Genomic DNA, 19,273 nt, shown 5'->3' with positions numbered 1-19,273 from the left:
CGCCTTGTCAAGCGCCTGGGCGGCCACCGACAGGACACGCGGGCGTAACGATCCGGGTCGCTTGCAGAAATTCACCGCAAGGTCTTTCGGTGCCTTCGCGGCGCTGTTACGTTCCTCCGCAATCCGGCGCCGCGCTGGCGCCGCCGGTCGGCTTGGGAGGGGTTCAGATGCGGCATGGCATGGCGGCCACAGCGCTCGTCGCGGTCTTCGCGCTCGCGGCGACCGCGTGCGGCGGTGGCGACGGTGACGGGGGCGGGCAGCGGTCGGACGGCAAGATCTCCGGCACCGTGACCTACTGGGACACGTCGAACGACGCGGAGAAGGGCACCTACAAGAAGCTCGCCCTGGGCTTCGAGAAGAAGCACCCCGGCGTCAAGGTCGACTACGTCAACGTGCCCTTCGGCGAGGCGCTGGCCAAGTTCAAGAACGCCGCGGGCTCCGGGGGCTCCGGCGCCCCCGACGTGCTGCGCACCGAGGTCGCCTGGACCCAGGACCTCGCCAACATCGGCTACCTCGCCCCGCTGGACGGCACCCCGGCCCTCGCCGACCAGTCCGACTATCTGCCCAAGGTGCTCGCCGGGGCGAAGTTCAAGGGCAAGACCTACGCCGTACCGCAGGTCATCGACACCCTCGGCCTCTTCTACAACAAGAAGATGCTGAAGGAGGCCGGGGTCGAGCCGCCCAAGGACTGGACCGGGCTGAAGGCCGCCGCCAAGAAGATCAAGGCGAAGACCGGCAAAACCGGGCTGTATCTGCGTGGCGACGACGCCTATTGGTATCTGCCCTTCCTCTACGGCGAGGGCGGCGACCTGCTCGACACCGGCGCCAAGAAGGTCACCGTCGACGACGCCCCCGGCGTGAAGGCGTTCGCGGCCGCCCGCGACCTGGTCACCTCCAAGGCGGCGGAGACCGACGCCACCGACGGCTGGGACAACATGCAGAACGCCATCAAGAACGGCGACGTCGCGATGACCATCAACGGGCCGTGGGCGATCGAGGACACCCTCGCCGGCGACGCGTTCAAGGACAAGTCCAACCTCGGGGTGGTCCCGGTCCCGGCCGGGAGCAAGAGCCAGGGCGCCCCGCAGGGCGGCCAGAACCTCACCGTCTACGCGGGCTCCAAGAACCTGGCCACCTCCTACGCCTTCGCCCGGTACATGAGCTCGGCCGAGGTCCAGGCCGAAACCACCGAGAAGCTCTCCCTGCTGCCCACCCGCGCCTCCGTCTACTCCCGCGAGGCGGTCGCCGCGAACGCCAATGTGAAGTTCTTCAAGGGCGCCGTCGACAAGGCCGTCGAGCGGCCCTGGATCCCCGAGGGCAACAGCCTCTTCCAGGCGATCCTGGTGCAGTTCCCGAACGTCCTCACCGGCAAGACCTCGCCCGAGAAGGCCGCGAAGTCCGTCGGTGACACCTACCGCAAGCTCCTCAAGGGCGACTGGAAGTAGGGCCCGGGACGATGGCTGTCGACACCGGCCGGGCGCTGGACCCGGCCGCGGGCGCGAAGCGTGCCCGCGGCCGGATCCGCAAGACCGGCACCCCACCACCGCGCCCGATCCGAGGCGCGCTGGCCCGCCACTGGTACGCCTGGGCCATGGTCGCGCCCGTCGTGCTCGTCATCGGGCTGATCATCGGCTATCCGCTGGTCCGCGGCGTCTATCTGTCGCTCACCGACGCCAATGAGGCCAATGTCGAGCGCACCATCGGGATCAACCACATCCCCGCCACCTACCGGACGGTCGGCCTCGACAACTTCCGGGCCATCCTGGCCGACCAGGTCTTCTGGGACCGGCTGATCTGGACCGTGACCTGGACCGTCAGCTGTGTCGCGCTCACCTTCGCGATCGGGCTGGGGCTGGCCGTCCTGCTCAACCGGCGGTTCGCCGGGCGCACCCTCTACCGGTCGCTGCTGATCCTGCCCTGGGCCGTCCCCGCCTTCGTCTCCGTCTTCGCCTGGCGGCTCCTCTACAACGAGAAGAACGGCATCCTCAACAAGGTGCTGGACGGCGGCGGCATCGACGCGGTGCCCTGGCTGAACGACCCCACCCTGGCCAAGGTCTCGGTGATCGCCGTGAACGTCTGGCTCGGGGTGCCGTTCATGCTGGTCGCCCTGCTCGGCGGGCTGCAGTCCATCTCCGGTGAGCTGTACGAGGCCGCCGAGATGGACGGGGCGAACCCCTGGCAGCGGTTCCGCCACATCACCCTGCCCGGGCTGCGCTCGGTCGGCTCCACCGTGGTCCTGCTGTCGACCATCTGGACGTTCAACATGTTCCCGGTGATCTTCCTGCTGACCCGCGGCGGACCCGGCGACGCCACCGAGATCCTGGTGACGTACGCCTATCGGCTCTCCTTCGTCAACAGCCCGCGCGACTTCGCCGGTGCCTCGGCCTGGGGCGTGCTGATCCTGCTCATCCTCATGCTCTTCGCGGTGGTCTACCGCCGTTCGCTCCGCAAGCAGGGAGAGGTGTGGTAGCCATGCGCGACCAACGACGCGGTCCGCTCGCCTCCGTCGGGCTGCACACCACGCTCGTCATCGCCTCCGCCGTCGCGGTGTTCCCGCCGCTGTGGCTGGTGGTGACCTCGTTCAAGCCCAAGGGCCAGGCGTTCAGCACCGACGTGGTGAGGAACCCGACGCTGGGCAACTACCGGCACGTCCTGAACGACACCGAGTTCCTGACCTGGTTCGGCAACTCGCTGTTCGTCGTGGTCGTCACCACGGTCCTCGGCGTGTTCGTCGCGGCCACCACCGGCTATGCCGTCAGCCGCTTCCGCTTCCCCGGCATGCGCCCGCTGATGTGGCTGCTGCTGATCACCCAGATGTTCCCGGTGGCCATCCTCATCGTGCCGCTCTACACCACCATGTCGACGCTCGGCTGGCTCAACCAGCCGATCTCGCTCATCGTCACCTATCTGACGGTGGCCGTGCCGTTCTGCGCCTGGATGATGAAGGGCTTCTTCGACACCATCCCGGTGGAGATCGACGAATCCGGCCGGGTCGACGGCCTCAACCCCTTCGGGACGTTCTGGTACCTGGTCGTCCCGCTGGCCAAGCCGGGCCTCGCGGTGACCGCGTTCTACACCTTCATCACCGCCTGGGCCGAAGTGGCGTACGCCTCCGCCTTCATGACGGGGCAGGACCACCTCACGCTGGCCGCGGGGCTCCAGACCTTCGTCAACCAGTACACCTCGGACTGGGGCTCCATGACGGCCGCGGCGGTCATGATCGCCATTCCGGCGGCGCTGGTGTTCTCCTGGGCCCAGCGCCACCTGGTGGCGGGTCTCACGGCCGGAGCGACCAAGTCGTGACGAGCCCACCGGCGGCGCCGCGGCTCGCCGACATCGCCACGCAGGCCGAGGTCAGCGAGGCCACCGTGAGCCGGGTGCTCAACGGCAAGGCGGGGGTCGCGGCCACCACCCGGCAACGGGTGCTCGCCGCCCTCGACGTCCTCGGCTACGAGCGGCCGGTACGGCTGCGGCGGCGCAGCGCCGGGCTGGTCGGCCTGGTGATCCCGGAGCTGACCAACCCGGTCTTCCCCGCCTTCGCGCAGATCATCGAGCAGGTGCTGGCCGGGCATGGCTACACCCCGCTCCTGTGCACCCAGATGCCCGGCGGCGCCACCGAGGACGAGCTGGTGGAGCAGTTGGAGGAGCGCGATGTGGCGGGCATCGTCTTCATGTCCGGACTGCACGCCGACACCACGGCCGACCCCGCCCGCTATGCCCGGCTGGCCGGTCGCAAGGTGCCGTTCGTGCTGATCAACGGCTACAACGAGCACATCCGCGCCACGTTCGTCTCCCCCGACGACAGGGCGGCGGCGCGGATGGCCACCGCCCATCTGGCCGCGCTCGGCCACCGCCGGGTGGGCCTCGCGGTGGGGCCCGCCCGCTACGTACCCGCGCGGCGCAAGGTCGAGGGCTTCCTGACGGCGAGCACCGAGCTGTTCGGCCGGTCGCCGGACGAGTCGGAGCGGTTGGTGCGGCACACGCTCTTCAGCGTCGAGGGCGGGCAGGTGGCCGCGGCCACGCTGCTGGACCAGGGCTGTACGGGCATCGTGTGCGGCAGCGACCTGATGGCGCTCGGGGTGATCCGGGAGGCGGCCCGGCGGGGGCTGCGGGTGCCGCACGAGGTGTCGGTGGTCGGCTTCGACGACTCCCCGCTGATCGCCTTCACCGATCCGCCGCTGACCACCGTCCGCCAGCCGGTGCAGTCCATGGCGACGGCGGCGGTGGGGGCGCTGGTGGAGGAGATGACCGGAAGCCCGGTGCAGCCCACGGAGTTCGTCTTCCAGCCGGACCTGGTGGTCCGCGGCTCGACAGCACGAGTGCCATGACCGGTAACCCCCCTCGCACTCTCCCCCCCACGGAGGAACGATGGTCAGCAGCCGCACTTCCCTCGCCCTCGCGGCGGCTATCGCGACGCTCGTCGCGATACCCCCGCAGCCCGCGCAGGCGGCGCCGCCCGGCACCAAGGACGTCACCGCCGAGCTCTTCGAGTGGACGTACGCCTCGGTCGCCAAGGAGTGCACCAGCACCCTGGGCCCCGCCGGATACGGCTATGTCGAGGTGTCCCCGGCCACCGAGCACATCCAGGGCGGCCAGTGGTGGACGTCCTACCAGCCCGTCAGCTACAAGATCGCCGGGCGGCTCGGTGACCGCACCGCCTTCAAGAACATGATCGACACCTGTCACGCCGCGGGTGTCAAGGTCGTCGCCGACGCGGTCATCAACCACATGTCCGCCGGATCCGGCACCGGCACCGGCGGCTCCTCGTACACCAAGTACACCTACCCCGGGATCTACCAGTCCCAGGACATGGACGACTGCACCGCGCAGATCAGCGACTACCGGGACCGCTGGAACGTGCAGCACTGCGAGCTGGTGGGCCTCGCGGACCTGGACACCGGCGAGCCGTACGTCCGCACCCGGCTCGCGCAGTACCTGGGCGACCTGCTCTCGCTCGGCGTGGACGGCTTCCGTATCGACGGCGCCAAGCACATACCCGCCGAGGATCTGGCCGCCGTCAAGAGCCAGTTGAGCGACCCGGGCGTCTACTGGAAACAGGAGGTCATCTACGGCGAGGGCGAGGCGGTCTCGCCGACGGAGTACCTGGGTAACGGGGATGTCCAGGAGTTCCGCTACGGCCGTGACCTCAAGCGGGTGTTCCGAAACGAGAAGCTGGCGTATCTGAAGAACTTCGGCGAGGGCTGGGGGTATCTGGCCGGTGGTCAGGCCGGTGTCTTCGTCGACAACTGGGACACCGAGCGCAACGGCTCCACCCTCAGCTACAAGGACGGCGCCGACTACACCCTGGCAGGCGTCTTCATGCTGGCCTGGCCCTATGGCTCCCCGGATGTCCACTCCGGCTACGAGTTCGGCGACAACGACGCCGGTCCGCCGAACGGGGGCACGGTGGGCGCCTGCTACCAGGACGGCTGGAAGTGCCAGCACAAGTGGCCCGAGATCCGGAGCATGGTCGCCCTCCGCAACACGGCCCGGGGCGCGTCGGTGACCGACTGGTGGGACAACGGCAACGACGCCATCGCCTTCGGGCGAGGCGACAAGGCGTACGTGGCCATCAACCACGAAAGCGGCTCCCTCACCCGGACGTTCCAGACCTCGCTGCCGTCGGGCGGCTACTGCGACGTGCAGAGCGGCAGGACCGTCACGGTCGACTCCTCGGGCCGGTTCACCGCCACGCTGGGCGCGAACACGGCGCTGGCGCTGCACACGGGTGCCCGTAGTTGTGGCTGACTCCACGCTCCGCCCACCGGTCCCTCGACGTGCCACCACATCTCAAGGAGTCACCCAGCCGTGAAACCCCTGAGAGTCCCCCTCGTCCGCACCGCCGCCGTGCTCGCCGCCCTGGCGCTGGGCGCCGCGGCCGTGCCCGCCGTGTCGCAGACCGCCCGGGCCGCGGCCCCCGCCGCCACCGCCGAGGCGCAGTGGATCGACCGCGCCACCGTCGTCTGGAAGGCCGAGCACACCGCCGCGACCACCGAGGAGCTGCGTTACGCGGACGGCCGGGCCCTGCGGCTGACCCCGGCCGCCCTGACTGGCGCCCAGCGGGCCGCCTACCCTCACCTGGCCGGGCGCCCCGCCTATCGCCTCGACCCGCGCGACCGCGACAAGGCCGCCACGGCGCTGCGCGGGCCGCTGGCCGCCGTGCAGCGCGCGGTCGGCGACGGCCGCGTACTGCACCGCACCGGGGTGCAGATCCCCGGCGTCCTGGACGACCTCTACGCCGACCGGGCCCGCCGGGCCCGGCTCGGCCCGGTCTTCCACGGCGCCCGCCCCACCCTCTCGGTGTGGGCGCCGACCGCCCGGAGCGTCTCGCTCGACCTCGACGGGCGCACCGTCGCCATGCGGCGGGACGCCCGCAGCGGGGTGTGGAGCGTGACCGGCGGCCCCGACTGGCGGGACAAGCCCTACCGCTACCGGGTGCGGGTCTGGGCGCCGAGCGCCGGGAAGACCGTCACCAACGAGGTCACCGACCCCTACGCGACCGCCCTGACCGCCGACTCCGCCCGCAGCCTGGTCACGGACCTGGCCGATCCCCGGCTCGCCCCCGCCGGATGGGCGGCGCTGAAGAAGCCCCGGGCCGTCCCCGCGCGCGACGCCCGCATCCAGGAGCTGCACATCCGCGACTTCTCCGTCGCGGACCGCACCAGCGCCCACCCCGGCCAGTACCTCGCCTTCGCCGACCGGGACTCGGACGGGATGCGGCACCTGCGGCGGCTGGCCCGGTCCGGCACCTCGTACGTCCATCTGCTGCCCGCCTTCGACTTCGGCACCGTGCCGGAGCGGCGGTCCGACCAGGCCCGGCCCGGCTGTGACCTGGCCGCCCTGCCCGCCGACTCCGACCGGCAGCAGAAGTGCGTGGCCGGGACGGCCGCGAGGGACGGCTACAACTGGGGCTACGACCCGCTGCACTACACCGTGCCGGAGGGGTCCTACGCGAGCGACCCGGACGGCCCGGCGCGCACCCGCGAGTTCCGACGGATGGTGCGGGGCCTGGCCGGGGCCGGGCTGCGCACCGTCATGGACGTGGTCTACAACCACACCGTGGCCGCCGGTCAGGACCAGAAGTCGGTGCTCGACCGGATCGTGCCCGGCTACTACCAGCGGCTGCTGGACGACGGCGGCGTGGCCACCTCCACCTGCTGCCCCGGCACCGCGCCCGAGCACGCGATGATGGGCAAGCTCGTGGTGGACTCCGTCGTCACCTGGGCCAAGCAGTACAAGGTCGACGGTTTCCGCTTCGACCTCATGGGCCACCACCCCAAGGCCAACATCCTGGCCGTACGGAAGGCGCTCGACGCGCTGACCCCCGCCAAGGACGGGGTGGACGGCAAGGCGGTCATCCTCTACGGCGAGGGCTGGAACTTCGGCGAGGCGGCCGACGACGCCCGCTTCGTCCAGGCCACCCAGCGCAACATGGCCGGGACCGGCATCGCCACCTTCAGCGACCGGGCGCGGGACGCGGTGCGCGGCGGCGGGCCGTTCGACGAGGACCCCCGCGTCCAGGGCTTCGCCTCCGGGCTCTTCACCGACCCCAACGGCTCACCGGCCAACGGCACCCCCGACGAGCAGCGGGCCCGGCTGCTGCACGCCCAGGACCTGATCAAGGTCGGGCTCTCCGGCAACCTCGCCGACTACACCTTCACCGATACCGGCGGCCGCCGGGTCAAGGGCTCCGAGGTCGACTACAACGGCTCCCCGGCCGGTTACGCCGCCGCCCCCGGCGACGCGCTCGCGTACGCCGACGCCCACGACAACGAGACCCTCTACGACGCGCTCGCCTACAAGCTGCCCGCCACCACCTCGGCCGCCGACCGGGCCAGGGCCCAGGTCCTGGCGCTGGCCACCGCCACCCTCTCCCAGGGCCCGGCGCTCAGCCAGGCGGGCACCGATCTGCTGCGCTCCAAGTCGCTGGACCGCAACTCCTACGACAGCGGCGACTGGTTCAACGCCGTCCACTGGGCCTGCGAGGACGGCAACGGCTTCGGACGGGGACTGCCCCCGGCGGCGGACAACCAGTCCAAGTGGCCCTATGCCGAACCCCTGTTGACCAACCCGGCGGCGCGCCCCGGCTGCCGCGAGATCACGGGCGCCTCGGGGGCCTACCGGGATCTGCTGCGGATCCGTACGACCGAGAAGGCGTTCGGCCGGGCCACGGCGGAGGGGGTGCAGGACACGCTGTCCTTCCCGCTGTCCGGGACGGGGGAGACACCGGGGGTCCTCACCATGCGGCTCGACCGGCTCGTCGTGGTCTTCAACGCCGCCCCGTCCCGGCAGTCGCAAACCGTGCCCGCCCTGGCCGGGACCCCGTACGCCCTCCACCCGGTGCAGGCGCGTGGCTCCGACGCCACGGTGAAGACGTCCGCCTACGAGCGCGCGACCGGCACCTTCACCGTGCCCGGCCGCACGGTCGCCGTCTACGCGGCCGAGGGCGGTGGGCGCTAACGCAGGGGGCCGAGCCGGGCGCCGTTCTTCAGGCGGGCCTTGAGGGTGGCGCGGGTTCCGGGCTTGACCGGGACGGTCAGGGCGCGGTGGGAGGACCGGCCGTGGACACCGCCGCTCGCCACGATCGCGGTCACCTGGCGGCTGCCCGCGGCCAGCAGGAACCAGTGGCCGGACCGCGCCTTCCACAGCACGCCCGCCAGGACGCGCGGTTCACGCGGCCCGCAGGCCGGGGAGCCGTCCGCCGTGGCGGCGACCGCGCCCGACGAGCCCCGGCGCGTGTTCCACGGCTGGAACTGGGCCAGCACCCGGCTGCCCGCGCCCCGCCAGGTCTCTGCCCGGGTGCACAGCCACGCCGCCCGGCCGCCCGCCTCGGGCAGCCGCTGGACCCCGAACCCCCAGATGTTCACGGACCGCACCCCGCGCCCCATCATCAGCGGCAGCCGGCAGGCCGTCCGCGCCCAGCCGAGCCGGGCCGCCGGGCCCGCCACGTCGTGCGGTCCGCCGCGCGAGGCGGACCCGGGGTGGCCGTACGTCAGCCGGGCCGGGGCCAGTTCGCCCAGGTCGGCCATCAGCCGCGAGCCGAACTGCAGCGCGGGCCAGCCCCGGCACGGGCGCAGCCGCGGCAGGGTGCGCACCGGGTCGGTCACCCCGTCGGTGGTCATGCGCACCGGGCGCGGCCGCCCGGTGGGCCGCAGCAGGTCCCGCACGGAGGCGTGGCGCACCCAGGGGGCGGTCAGATAGCGGACGTTGCCGTCCGCGCGGCCCAGCACGAGCGCGGTCGCCGTGGCCGCGTCCGCCGCGTCGACGCGGGCGAGGTCCAGCGCCACCGCACCGCCCTCGCCGCTCCCCTCCGCGTACCGGGCGACCCGCAGCCCGTCGTACAGCAGCACCACCGCCGCCTGGTCCACCACGCCCGCGAACAGCAGCTGCGGCGGCCCGGACGGCGGCCCCGACTGCGTACCGGCCGTCGTCGACACCCGCACCGAACCGCCCGGCCGCGCCCAGACCGCCAGCGCGCGGCGCAGCAGCGCGGTGTCGCCGAGCCGGTCGCCGCGGGCGGGCCAGGCGGAGAAGTCCGCGCGGCTCGCGGTGCGCCAGGCGAAGGGCTCGGCGCGCGTCAGCCGGTCCGGGTCCAGGGCCCGTTCGGAGGACGGGTTACGGGCGTACGACGGCGCCGCCGCACCGCCGCGCCCCCAGCCCCCGCCCGGCATCCCCAGCAGCGACCCGCACACCACCAGCGCGACCACGGCCACCAGCAGGGCGCGCAGATGCTGGCGGCGGCGCATCAGATCGGTGGGGCGCGCCTGGAGCGAGCACGGGTCGAATTCGGCGGACTCCAGCAGCGAACCGTCGTCCCGGCTGCCCGTCGGCTCCGGCACCTCGTCCGCCTCGTCGAGCGCGTCGTGCGCGTCCTCGACGCCCGCGGCGTGGAGCAGAGCCCGCACCTCGCGGTCGTCCAGACGCTCCAGCTCGCGCAGCACGTAGGCGGCCCGGCCGGGTCCCGACAGCTCGGACAGCGCCTTGTCCAGGGCGAGTTCATCGGCCCCGCCGGACCGGGGGAACAGCCGCAGCCCCCACACCAGGGGCAGCGGCGCCGACAGCGTCCACGGGCGGCGCGGCCGCGCGGCCCGCAGCGCGGAGCGCAGCACGCGCAGCCGCACATAGGCGTAGCCCGCGTCGCCCGCCGCCCCCTTGGTGCCGCGCTGCCACGGCAGCTCGACCTCCTGGACGTCGGGCCTGCCCTGGTTGCGCGGCAGGGCCCGCTGCGCCAGCGCGTGCGCGGCCAGCACCCGCCGGGTGCGGCCCATGCCGGGCGGCAGGATGAGATACGCGAGCCGCACCAGCCGCGGATAGTGCTCGACGATGGCGGCCTCGGCCTGCTCGACGTCGATCGGGCCTGCGGCGTCGCCGGTGTCGGCGGTGTCGTCGTCGGGGGTGGCTGTCGCCTGCTGCTGCTCCACGTGGCGTAAACGAGCGGCGGTGGGCGGAGGTCACAAAGCGGGCGGCTCCGCCCCCGGAGAGCGGGGACGGAGCCCGAGGGAACACGAGGGCGTCAGCTCACGCGCCAGCCGCTGAACCCGACCGTGCCGCGCGCCCCGCTGCCACCGTGCGCCGCGCTCATGAACAGCCCGGCGTCCTGCGCGGCCGCGGCGCCCGGCACGGTCACCGTGGCCACCTTGCGCCAGTTCGCGCCGTCGTCGGCCGACAGCTCGCCGGTGTACGAGGTGGCGGCGGTACGCGTCAGCCGCAGCAGCACCGGCGCCTTGACGCCCGTGACCCGCTGATAGGTGTCCAGCGTGCCGTCGCCGTTCGCGTCGTACGACAGGACGACCCCGTTGGCGGGTGTGACCGACAGGTTGAGGAACCCCGGCGAGCCCGCCGTGCCCAGCGCGTTGCGGACGATGATCCCGGCGCGGGCCCAGGGCCCGGTGACGGCCTGCGCGTCCACCTTCACCGTCACCGCCGTCCCCGTCCGCAGCGCGCCCTCCCGGTAGGCGGCGCCGAACTCCGCGGTCGCCTTCCACAGGTCCTGGCCCGCCCCGTCGATCGCGAACCGCTCGCCCAGCTGCCCGAAGGCCGCACCGTTGTTGGTGACCGTCTTCCACCCGTCGGCCAGGGGCCCGGCCACCCACAGGGTGCCGGTGTGCACCGCCCGCACCCGGTCCTCGCCGCGCGGCCCGTACCGCACGGCGAGCTGATAGGGATACGGCTTGAGCGGATCCTTCAGCGGGTCGTCGGGCGCGGTGGCCCGCCAGCGGACCTCGCCGCTGCCCGCCGCGGCCACCGACGGCAGCGAGGTGGGGCCCTGCGGCGCGGGGTCGAGGCCGGGCACGCTCAGGTCGAAGTCGACGCGGCCGGTGGCCCGCAGCCCGTTGACGTTGCGCAGGGCCGCGGTGATCACCGCGGCGCCGCCCGGCGGCAGCGTCCCCGGCTCCGTACCGACGGTCAGCGTCCCCTGGTACGGGGCCTTCGCCAGCGCCTCGTGCACCCGGCGCGCGGTGCGCCACGTGTCCGCCACCGGCCGGACCGGATAGCTCTTGCGCTCCCGCGTCCACGGCTCCTCGACCGGGTACCAGTCGAAGGCGCGCGGCGCGCGGTCTTCGGCGAGCGCGTCCTCCAGCTCGTCCAGATAGGACTGCCACTGGGGGAGATGGAAGTCGCCGATGAGGCCGTTCCAGTCGCGGTTGGCGTAGTTGGCGAGCTTGCCGCCGTCCGCGGCGCCCCGGTCCGCCCAGGTGGTGATGAGGGCCCGCGCGGCGTACTCCAGCTGGACGGACTCCTCCTCGCCCGAGGCCATCCGCTTGGCGTCCTCCAGCCAGGGGCCGAGGAGAAGGCGCCGGTGGGTGCCGGTGATGTCGTCGCTCAGCCGCATCAGCTTCAGCCACAGCCGGGACAGCGCCCGGAAGGTGTCCAGGTCCTTGCGGGCGTACGCGTCCGAGAGCTGCGGGGCGAGCTGCCAGGAGCGGTTGGCGAGCGCCTGCCGCGCCGTGTCGGCGAGGTCGTAGCGGTACGCGTCGCTGTCGCGCAGCCCGGCCCGCACCCCCAGCAGCGCCGCGAGGGCCGCGTCGAAGCGGGCGATGTCGAAGGCGGGCACATGGGTGGCGTAGTAGGTGCCGGAGCGCGCGGTGACCGCGGGCCGGGAGGCGAAGACCGAGTCGTGGGGACGGCCGTCCTTGCTGCTGATCTGGTACGCGGTGTCGCGCAGCGCCGCGAACGCCTCCCGCGCCTTCCCGTCCCGCGCGCCGTAGCGGACATCGGCGTAGGTACGGAACCACTCGTCCCGGTCCACCGCCCGGTCCCGCCACGCCAACTCGCTGAACAGCTCGAACGCCGCCGGATCGCGCTCGACCGCCTCCGGCATGTACGCCGTGCCGACCAGCTTGCTGCCCGGCTTGTCCCGCCACACGGTGAACCGGTCCGCCCAGATGTGGGTCTTGGCGCCGACCGTCGTCCGGCCGCCGAAGTTGGGGATGGTGCCGAACGCGTACGGCACCGAACCCCAGTCCTTCTCCCGGTCGGTGATCGTGTCCAGATCCGACAGACCGTCCACGACCAGCACGTGGTCGTGGTCCACGGCGTCCAGCAGGTCGCGCCGGGGGTTGGCCTGCCAGCCCAGGATCACCCAGATGGCGCCGGGGCGGGCGGTCTGGAGCGCCTTCTCGACGGCGCGCGCGGCCTCCGGAACCGAGACGTCACCGGCGTTCCCGCCCTCGTGCAGCAGGTCCATCTTGAACAGGTCGCACGCGCCGAACAGGTCGTGCTGGTGGCGGTAGAAGGCCGCGGCCACCTCGTGGAACGCCTCGGTGCGCGGGTCGAGCCAGTCGGGCCGCCGGAGCCCGTTCCAGTCGCCCTGCGGCACGGTGTGCGCCCCCGGGTTGCGGTCGGCGAAGCCGTCGGGGACGGTGCCGAAGTAGCCGGGGAAGACGGGCCGCATGCCCAGCTCCCGCAGCCGGTCGGCGATTGCCCGCCCCAGGTCGATCCGCTTCTCCATCAGCGCGGTGGACACCGGGCCGCCGTAGACGCTCATGTTCTGCATCAGGAACCACGGCTGGTGGGCGGGGGTGGGCAGCCAGGTGCGCACCTCCGCGTCCGTATAGCCGAAGTCCTGGAGCAGCCGGTGGTAGACGGCCTCCTGGCCCGCGGTGACCAGCAGCTCGTTGCAGCCGTGCAGGGCCGCGATGTCGATCAGGTGTTCCCAGCGGTCCCAGTCGGCGAACGGGGCGGTGTAGCCGTCGTGGGTGTCGTTGAACGCGAAGCGGTGCGGCAGCGCGGTCGACCGCTCGACGGTGCCCTGCGGCGCGGGCAGCTTCTTCGGCAGGTCCAGCTGATCGCCCGCCCAGGTGATCTGGGCGTGGCAGGTGTACTTGAGGTACCAGTGGACGCCGGTGAGCAGCACCGCGGGGCTCGTCCCCGCCACGGTGACGCGCCCCGCCGACCCCGTGACCTCGAACCGCTCCTTCTTCTCCGGCTTCTCCGAGGGAAGCGCCACCAGGCGGAACTGCTCGGCGTGCTCGGGCAGCAGGCGCCGCAGCGCGGCGCGCGCGGGTGCGGTGGAGAAGGCGGTCACGGCGGCGTCCTGTGCGATGTCCAGTGGTGGCTGCGGTGAGTCGGCCAGCGCGGGGAAGTGAGCCCCTAACGCGGCACCGGCCCCGAGTGCTCCGGCGGTTCCGATCAGCGTGCGTCTGCTCAGGTCGCTCATGCGCCCCCCAACGGACAACGGCCAACGGTTGTGGTGCGCAGGGCACTTAACCAGCGATGCGGGGCGGGAGCAATGGGGCGCGCGCGCCGGGGGAAGTCCCGGCTACTGCCCGTTCGCCTCCGTCCGGCCCCGGTCCAGATACGCCAGCACGGCCAGCACCCGGCGGTTGTCGTCGTCGGACTGCGGCAGGCCGAGCTTCCCGAAGATGTTCGAGGTGTGCTTGGCGACGGCCCGCTCGGTCACCACCAGCTGCCCCGCGATCGCCGCGTTCGACCGCCCCTGCGCCATCAGCTCCATCACCTCGCGCTCCCGCGGCGTCAGACGCCCCATCGGCCGGTCCTGCGACCGCCGGGTCAGCAGCTGCGAGATCACCTGCGGGTCCATCGCCGTACCGCCCTCGGCGACCCGCCGCACCGCGTCGATGAACTGGTCCGCGTCGAAGACCCGGTCCTTGAGCAGATAGCCGATGCCGCCGCTCCCGTCGGCCAGCAGCTCCCGCGCGTACAACTGCTCCACGTGCTGCGACAGCACCAGCACCGGCAGCCCCGGCCGCTCCCGCCGCGCCGCCAGCGCGCACTGCAGGCCCTCGTCGGTGAACGACGGGGGCAGCCGTACGTCCACCACGGCCACGTCCGGCTTCAGCTCCGCCAGCGCCCGCGTCAGCTCCGGTCCGCTCTCGACGGCGGCCGCGATCTCGAAATCGTAGGCCTCCAGCATCCGCACCAATCCGTCCCTGAGCAGAAACAGATCCTCGGCAACGACTACGCGCACGGCGGGCTCCATGACGTCATCGGGCCCGGAACGGAACTCCGGGCCGAATGCGTCGAATCTACCGTCGTAACACCCCCGCCGGGGCTCAGACCGCCGGTCGTGGGGCGGCCGGGGCGGCCGGGGTGCAGGGGATCTCCATCGTCACCATGGTGGGGCCGCCGGGCGGGCTGCTGACGGCGAGGACGCCGTCGAAGGTGCCCAGCCGCCGTTCGATGCCGCTGAGGCCGCCGCCCTGCGCGATGCGGGCGCCGCCGCTTCCGTTGTCGGTGACCGCGATGCGCAGCATCCCGGCCTCGTGGTGGAGGTCGAGCCACATGCGGGCGGCGCCGGAGTGCTTGGCCGCGTTGGTGAGGATCTCGCTGACGGCGAAGTACGCGGCCGCCTCGACCGGTTCCGCGAACCGGCCCGGAAGATCCACCTCCGTCTCCACCGGGATGGTCATCCGCAGGGCGAGGGCGCGCACCGCGTCGCCCAGACCGCGTTCGGCCAGGACCGGCGGGTGGATGCCGCGGACCAGGTCGCGCAGCTCGGACAGGGCCTCGGCGGAGTCGGTACGGGCCGCGGCGAGGAGTTCCTTGGCCTTGGCCGGGTTCTTCTCGATGAGCGCCTCGATGGTGCCCAGGCTCATGCCCATGGCGACGAGCCGGGCCTGTGCGCCGTCGTGCAGATCGCGCTCGATGCGGCGCAGCTCGGCGGCGGAGGTGTCCACGGCGTCGTGCCGGGTCTCGGTGAGCCGCTCGACGCGCTCGGCGAGGGCCGTCTGCGGGGTGGGGGCGAGGAGGGAACGGGTCAGCAGGAAGTGGGTGCGCAGCAGCACGGGCGAGGCGAACAGGCCGAGGAGGGCGAAGCCGACGCCGGTCAGGGCGGCGAGGTTCGCGGTCGTCTGCGACTCCACGGGGACGAACGCGTACCAGTACGTGCCGCCCGCGTCGACGATCGGCTCCCACACCCCGGCGGCCAGCACCCAGCCCTCGACCCCGTACGGCAGGAAGACGCAGGCCAGCGCGGCGGTGACGCAGCCCGCCGTCATGTCGACGAGCAGCCACAGCAGGTCCCGCCAGGTCGCCGGGTCCTTCAGGAAATGGGTGCACAGCTCCACCTGCCCGGTCAGGCCGGAGCGCCGGTCGGCGGGCAGCGGCCGGTAGGGCAGCCGGATCTGGACCCCGGACCACTGGGCGGCCAGCAGCCGCCGCTGATTGGCGTGCTTGCGCACCAGGCCGATCATCGCCGGGGTGGTGAGGACACCCAGGCCCAGCGCCATGAAGGCGAGGGACAGCACCGTCAGCACGAACAGCGTGAGCGACCCCGCGAGGGTGATGAACGCCAGGGCGAGGCCCCGTAAACAGGCCAACAGACTGCTGCGCACCTTCATCGCACGCCCTCCAGGGTTCTTCAGCTGTGCGGCTTCCCGCTCTTCTTCTGTGCTCAGTCTGCTGGACGCCGCATGATCGGTCACGGGGGCCGCGCCCCGGCCGGGGGTACACCTAGCACCACCCCCCGGCCTCGCCCTATGCCTCGGGGATTCGGGGGTTGCCCGGCTGGGGCGGGAGAGCGCCGTTTTCTAGCGTTTGGGACATGACCGATCCGGTCCGTATTCCGTCCCCAGTGGGAGAGACGCCATGAGCGCAACGAGGCGAGGCCTGGCCGTGCGGCTCGGCGGGTGGAGCACCCGCCACCGCAAGTCCGCGATCATCGGATGGCTGCTGTTCGTGGTCGTCGTCGCCGTCGTCGGCGGCATGTCCGGATCGCGGCAGATGACGAATTCCGAGAACGGCGCGGGCGACTCCGCACGCGCCGAGAAGATCCTTGAGGACGCCGGGCTCACCACACCGGCCGGTGAGATGGTGATGCTGCGCAGCGCGGACCCGGACGGCTGGCGGACCGCGGCCCGCGATCTCTCCGCCCGGCTGGAGAAGACCGGCGAGGCCGTACGGATCCAGCCGCCGGTGCGCTCGGCCAGCGGCCGTGAGGGGCTGGTCACCTTCACGATGAAGGGCGATCCGGACACCGCGGGGGAGCGGGTGAAGCCCGTGCTGGACGCGGTGGCGGCGACCGAGTCCGCACACCGGGGGATCACCGCCCATGAGTTCGGCGACGCCACCGCGCAGCACGAACTAGACGGCATGCTGAAGAACGACTTCAAGAAGGCCGAATTCACGGCCGTGCCCCTCGCGTTGGGCATTCTGCTGGTGGTCTTCGGGGCGCTGGTCGCGGCCCTGCTGCCGGTGCTGCTCGGGGTGACCGCCTGCATCGGCACCTTCGGGCTGCTGGCCCTGGTCAGCCACCAGCTGCCGCTGTACGACTCCACCAACTCCGTGATGTTCCTGGTCGGGCTGGCCGTCGGCGTCGACTACTGCCTGTTCTACCTGCGGCGCGAGCGGGACGAGCGGGCCGCGGGCCGGGACGCGGAGACCGCGCTGCGCATCGCGGCGGAGACCAGCGGCCGGGCGGTGCTGGTCTCCGGGATCACGGTCATGCTGGCGATGTCGGGCATGTTCCTGTCCGGGCTGATGCTCTTCCAGGGCTTCGCGGTCGCCACGCTGCTGGTCGTCCTGATGGCCATGCTGGGGTCGGTGACGGTCCTGCCCGCCATGCTGTCCTGGCTCGGCGACCGGATCGACAAGGGACGGGTGCCGCTGCTCAACCGGCGCCGCCGGAACGGTGTCCAGGCGAGCGGCGGGATCTCGGGCAGGTTCATGAAGCCCGTACTGGCCAGGCCGAAGCTGTTCGCCGCCATTTCCGCCGCCCTGCTGCTGGTGCTGTGCGCCCCCGCGCTCGGGATGAAGACCGAGCAGCTCGGCATGCAGGAGCAGTTCGGCTCGGACGCCCCGCTGACCGTGGCGTACAAGGAGATCACCGGAGCGTTCCCGGGCGGCCCGGCCCCGGCCGAGGTGGTGGTGACGGGCGACGACATCTCCTCGCCCCGCTTCGGCGCGGCCGTCACCGACTTCAAGAGGCAGCTGGCCGACTCCGGCCGGTTCGGCAAGGCCGTCCAGGTCGAGCTGCACGCCGAGCAGGGGGTGGCCCGTATCGAGGTGCCGCTCGCGGGGAACGGCGAGAACGCGGAGTCGCGGCGCGCCCTGGACACCCTGCGCGACGACCTGGTGCCGGACGTCCTCGGCCCGGTCTCCGACGAGGCGTACGTGGGGGGCGAACTGGCCGAGAACCGGGACTTCACCGACCAGCTGAAGACCGACATCGCGCCGGTCTTCCTCTTCATCGCCGCCGTCACCTTCCTGCTGATGCTGGTGTGCTTCCGCTCGCTGCCGATCGCGATCGTGTCGATCCTGCTCAACCTGCTGTCGGTGGGCGCCGCGTACGGCACCATGACCGCCGTCTTCCAGCACGGCTGGGGCGCGGAGCTGCTGGGCATGGAACCGGCCGGGGCGATCGAGTCGTGGATGCCGCTGTTCGTCCTCGTCATCCTCTTCGGGCTGTCGATGGACTACCACGTCTTCGTGGTCTCGCGGATCCGTGAGGCGCACGACCGGGGCCTGGCGACGCGCGACGCGATCCGCGAGGGCATCCGCACCACGGCGGGCTCCGTCACCGGGGCGGCCACCATCATGGTCGCGGTGTTCTCGGTCCTGGCGCTGCTGCGGATGCAGGACATGCAGCAGATGGGCGTCGGGCTGGCGGTCGCGGTGCTGGTGGACGCCACGCTCGTACGGATGCTGCTGCTGCCCTCGCTGATGGCGCTGCTCGGCGACCGCAACTGGTATCTGCCGCGCGCCCTGCGGTGGCTGCCGAACCTGGGCCATGGCGAGGCTCCCGCCCCCGAGGAGCCCCGCCCGCTGGTGGGCGCCGATCGCTGACCGGCCGCGCCACCGGGAGCGCCGTACGGGCCGAGCCGCGGCCTGTACGGCGCTCCTCTGTGTTGCGCTGGTGCGCTGTGCCGGTGCTATGCGCTGGGCACGTACTTGTAGCCCACGCGCCGCACCGTCACGATCGAGCCCCGGTGCTCCGCGCCCAACTTGCGGCGCAGCCGGGCGACATGGACGTCCACGGTCCGGCCGTCGCCGACGTGTCCGTAGCCCCACACCGTCGTCACCAGCTGATCGCGGGAGTGCACCCGGTGCGGATGGGCGACGAGATGGGCCAGCAGCTCGAACTCCAGGTAGGTGAGGTCGAGCGGACGCCCCGCGACCTGCACGGTCCGCTGCTCGGAGTCGATCCGCACCGGGCCGTTGTCCGTGGTGAGGGAGGTGGGCACGGCGGGCGCGGTGGCCTGCGGTTCCCGCTGGTCGGCCGGGACGAGCACCAGGTAGCCGATCATCGGCGGCTGCCCGGGGAGCGCGGGGACGGTGTGCGGGGGAGCGGGCAGCCAGGTGGCGCCGGGGTGCAGCAGGTCGTCGACCGGGGGCACCTCGTCCCGGGCGACGGCTCGTAGCCGCTGGCGACCGGCGAGCGGGGGACGCCCGGGCACGGCGGTGGCCGCGGGGGAGGTGGACGAGGAGGCGGAGAGGGTACGGACGTTCGTCATGGGAGTCAGCTCTTTCGCGCTAAGGGGCGTCGGTGGACGTCGTGCGCGCGGGCTGGGCCGAGGGAGCCGGAACGGGGAGAGGAACGCCCCTGGAACCGGGCGGAGTGCCGAGCGGCCGGGTGGGGCGGCGTCAGCAGCCGAGCGAGCGGGCCCGCGCAACGGATGCGCGGCAACACTCGCGGTCGAAGTGGTGCGCCTGCCGGGACGGCCAGAACGGCTCCAGGTCGAGACGACCCGTCGCGGCGTTGATGAGGCTGACCATGCCCCCTATTGAAGCAGAAGAACGGGCCGCGGCGCTCGGCCTCCGGGCAGGGTGCGACGATGCCCACTCCACCTCGCAGAGCTGATGAGGAGCCCGC

The 19,273-nt window shown here is 72.5% G+C and carries 13 protein-coding genes; 7 read left to right on the top strand and 6 right to left on the bottom strand.

All coding sequences use genetic code 11. The features are described 5' to 3' along the window. Positions 1 to 167 precede the first annotated feature (167 nt). The 6 genes from ACZ59A_RS02380 to pulA are packed head-to-tail and all read left to right on the top strand — an operon-like array spanning position 168 to position 8,460. Positions 168 to 1,445, top strand: coding sequence for an extracellular solute-binding protein (locus ACZ59A_RS02380; protein WP_470952424.1), 1,278 nt, complete (start codon positions 168 to 170; stop codon positions 1,443 to 1,445). An 11-nt stretch (positions 1,446 to 1,456) separates the two neighbouring features. Continuing rightward, the gene (locus ACZ59A_RS02375) at positions 1,457 to 2,470 is read left to right on the top strand and encodes a carbohydrate ABC transporter permease (RefSeq protein WP_470952421.1); all 1,014 of its coding nucleotides are present in this window, start codon (positions 1,457 to 1,459) and stop codon (positions 2,468 to 2,470) included. Positions 2,471 to 2,472: 2 nt separating this feature from the next. Continuing rightward, positions 2,473 to 3,303: a sugar ABC transporter permease gene (locus ACZ59A_RS02370; protein WP_470952418.1), complete on the top strand. Its 831-nt coding sequence runs from the start codon at positions 2,473 to 2,475 to the stop codon at positions 3,301 to 3,303. Then, entirely contained in the window at positions 3,300 to 4,328 is a 1,029-nt protein-coding gene (locus tag ACZ59A_RS02365; RefSeq protein WP_470952414.1) for a LacI family DNA-binding transcriptional regulator, read from the top strand. Before ACZ59A_RS02370 ends, ACZ59A_RS02365 begins: the two co-directional genes overlap by 4 nt. A gap of 40 nt (positions 4,329 to 4,368) precedes the next feature. Continuing rightward, positions 4,369 to 5,748 (top strand): alpha-amylase, encoded by a 1,380-nt coding sequence (locus ACZ59A_RS02360; protein WP_470952411.1) that lies wholly within the window; start codon positions 4,369 to 4,371, stop codon positions 5,746 to 5,748. A gap of 60 nt (positions 5,749 to 5,808) precedes the next feature. Continuing rightward, positions 5,809 to 8,460 (top strand): pullulanase-type alpha-1,6-glucosidase, encoded by a 2,652-nt coding sequence (pulA, locus tag ACZ59A_RS02355; protein WP_470952408.1) that lies wholly within the window; start codon positions 5,809 to 5,811, stop codon positions 8,458 to 8,460. Here pulA and ACZ59A_RS02350 read toward each other — a convergent pair. From ACZ59A_RS02350 to ACZ59A_RS02335, 4 genes are all read right to left on the bottom strand, one after another. Next, positions 8,457 to 10,421, bottom strand: coding sequence for a hypothetical protein (locus tag ACZ59A_RS02350; RefSeq protein WP_470952405.1), 1,965 nt, complete (start codon positions 10,419 to 10,421; stop codon positions 8,457 to 8,459). The genes pulA and ACZ59A_RS02350 overlap by 4 nt on opposite strands. 92 nt (positions 10,422 to 10,513) lie before the next feature. Further along, positions 10,514 to 13,660 carry an alpha-N-acetylglucosaminidase gene (locus ACZ59A_RS02345; protein WP_470952404.1) on the bottom strand — a complete coding sequence of 1,049 codons (3,147 nt, stop codon included), beginning with the start codon at positions 13,658 to 13,660 and terminating at the stop codon, positions 10,514 to 10,516. 102 nt (positions 13,661 to 13,762) lie between these two features. Further along, on the bottom strand, positions 13,763 to 14,431 hold the full coding sequence (locus ACZ59A_RS02340) for a LuxR C-terminal-related transcriptional regulator (RefSeq protein WP_470952401.1): 669 nt from the start codon (positions 14,429 to 14,431) through the stop codon (positions 13,763 to 13,765). A gap of 85 nt (positions 14,432 to 14,516) precedes the next feature. Continuing rightward, positions 14,517 to 15,803, bottom strand: coding sequence for a sensor histidine kinase (locus ACZ59A_RS02335; RefSeq protein WP_470952398.1), 1,287 nt, complete (start codon positions 15,801 to 15,803; stop codon positions 14,517 to 14,519). A 247-nt stretch (positions 15,804 to 16,050) separates the two neighbouring features. Here ACZ59A_RS02335 and ACZ59A_RS02330 point away from each other — a divergent pair, with 247 nt between their 5' ends. Beyond that, positions 16,051 to 18,246: an MMPL family transporter gene (locus ACZ59A_RS02330; RefSeq protein ID WP_470952397.1), complete on the top strand. Its 2,196-nt coding sequence runs from the start codon at positions 16,051 to 16,053 to the stop codon at positions 18,244 to 18,246. Positions 18,247 to 18,332: 86 nt separating this feature from the next. Here the strand turns inward: ACZ59A_RS02330 and ACZ59A_RS02325 are convergent, their stop codons facing one another. Together ACZ59A_RS02325 and ACZ59A_RS02320 are read right to left on the bottom strand one after the other, a co-directional pair. Then, complete coding sequence (locus ACZ59A_RS02325; RefSeq protein WP_470952394.1) at positions 18,333 to 18,914, bottom strand: winged helix-turn-helix domain-containing protein; 582 nt, start codon at positions 18,912 to 18,914, stop codon at positions 18,333 to 18,335. A 130-nt stretch (positions 18,915 to 19,044) separates the two neighbouring features. Then, a complete protein-coding gene (locus ACZ59A_RS02320; protein ID WP_257231808.1) occupies positions 19,045 to 19,176 on the bottom strand; it encodes a hypothetical protein in 132 nt (43 codons plus the stop codon). Positions 19,177 to 19,273: the final 97 nt, after the last annotated feature.

The organism is Streptomyces sp. NPDC040405 (assembly GCF_055595765.1).
This window is presented reverse-complemented; position numbering and strand designations above follow the sequence as displayed.